The sequence below is a fragment of the Staphylococcus ureilyticus genome (assembly GCF_002902235.1).
Taxonomy (GTDB): domain Bacteria; phylum Bacillota; class Bacilli; order Staphylococcales; family Staphylococcaceae; genus Staphylococcus; species Staphylococcus ureilyticus.
Map to the genome: position 1 here is coordinate 1 of NZ_PPRL01000139.1, position 1,383 is coordinate 1,383.

General features: G+C 33.2%; 1 protein-coding gene. It reads right to left on the bottom strand.

Translation table 11 applies throughout. From position 1 onward, the window contains the following. Window positions 1–70: 70 nt before the first annotated feature. Complete coding sequence (locus CD150_RS11810) at window positions 71–1,204, bottom strand: NADH-dependent flavin oxidoreductase (RefSeq protein WP_073342673.1); 1,134 nt, start codon at window positions 1,202–1,204, stop codon at window positions 71–73. Window positions 1,205–1,383: the final 179 nt, after the last annotated feature.

The following is a 1,383-nucleotide window of genomic DNA, read 5'->3' on the forward strand; positions in this document are numbered from 1 at the left end:
ATTTATAACTTGTGCTCACTTTGGCAGTTAGATAGGGTTAATAAAGTTAGTATTTACGCATTCAAAACTTTTATTTATTATCAGTTCTAGGCAATGGATAAAAACCTTTATTAAATTGTTCCCATAATTTTGGTGGCAAGTGATGTTTATCTGCTCTTTGCGGATCAAATTGAGATAGAATTTCATCTTCTTTGCCATCTTTAATTTTACTTACAAAATTATGATCTAACAAGATTTCACGTCCTAGTGCGACTAGTTCTACACCAGTTGACTCAATTGCTTCAATAGCTTGTTCAGCTGTGAAAATAGATCCTATACCTATGAGTGGCATACGTCCATTCATCCACTCTAAAATAAGTTTAATACGCTCTTTGCCTTTGTATTGACCTTCACGCGTTTGTGAGTGAATATCCATTAACGATACATGTAAATAATCTAAAGGTTTTTCTACTAATAATTCAATCAACTCTTTAGTAATTTCCATGCTTATACCTGGAGATTCAGCTTCTTCAGGAGAAAATCTATAGCCAACGATAAAATCTTTACTTCCGTATTGCTTAACAGTATCTGTCACTTCATCTACCACGCTTGTAGCAAATTTATAACGGTCTTGTCCCCACTCATCATTACGACGATTATAATATGGAGATACAAATTGATGGATTAAGTAATGGTTTGCACCGTGAATTTCAACACCATCGAATCCAGCTTCAATGACTCTTCTAGTTGCTTCACCGAAAGCTTTTATTGTTGATTCAATTTCCTCTTTTGTAATTTCACGTGCATCATGTGCTTCTTGTTCACCAAAACTCTTTAATGATATCGGGCTTGGCGCCGCAACATCCCCATTAGGTGTTAAATTAGGTAAAGATTGCGCGCCACCATGATGTATTTGAACAACCGCTTTTGCACCATTTTTTTTCATAGCTTTTGCCAAACGCTTTAGACCTTCTAAATTAGAATCATGCGCTACTGAAGGTTGTCCAGGAAAAGCTTTACCTAAATCTGTTACATTGCTTGCAGCTGAAATTGCTAGACCAACATCTTTTGAACGCTGTTCCATATACACAACCTCTTCATTAGAAATTGTGCCATCGTCATTAGATGAAACATGTGTTAAAGGTGCTAGTACAAATCGATTGTCTAAAACAACTTGATTTGGTAATTTTAATTTTTCAAATAACGGTTGAAATTTTTTATCCATTAAATTAAATCCTCCTAAAATACAAAATACTTAAATGTCATTACATAATCACTTTAAGTGTTTCTAATTCTAACTTCCTTAGTTTTAAATATAAAATTATATGCTCACGCATATAATTTTATATTGCTACTCTTCCAATAAATTTTAGCTTATAAATAAAAAACACTAACATCTTAAAA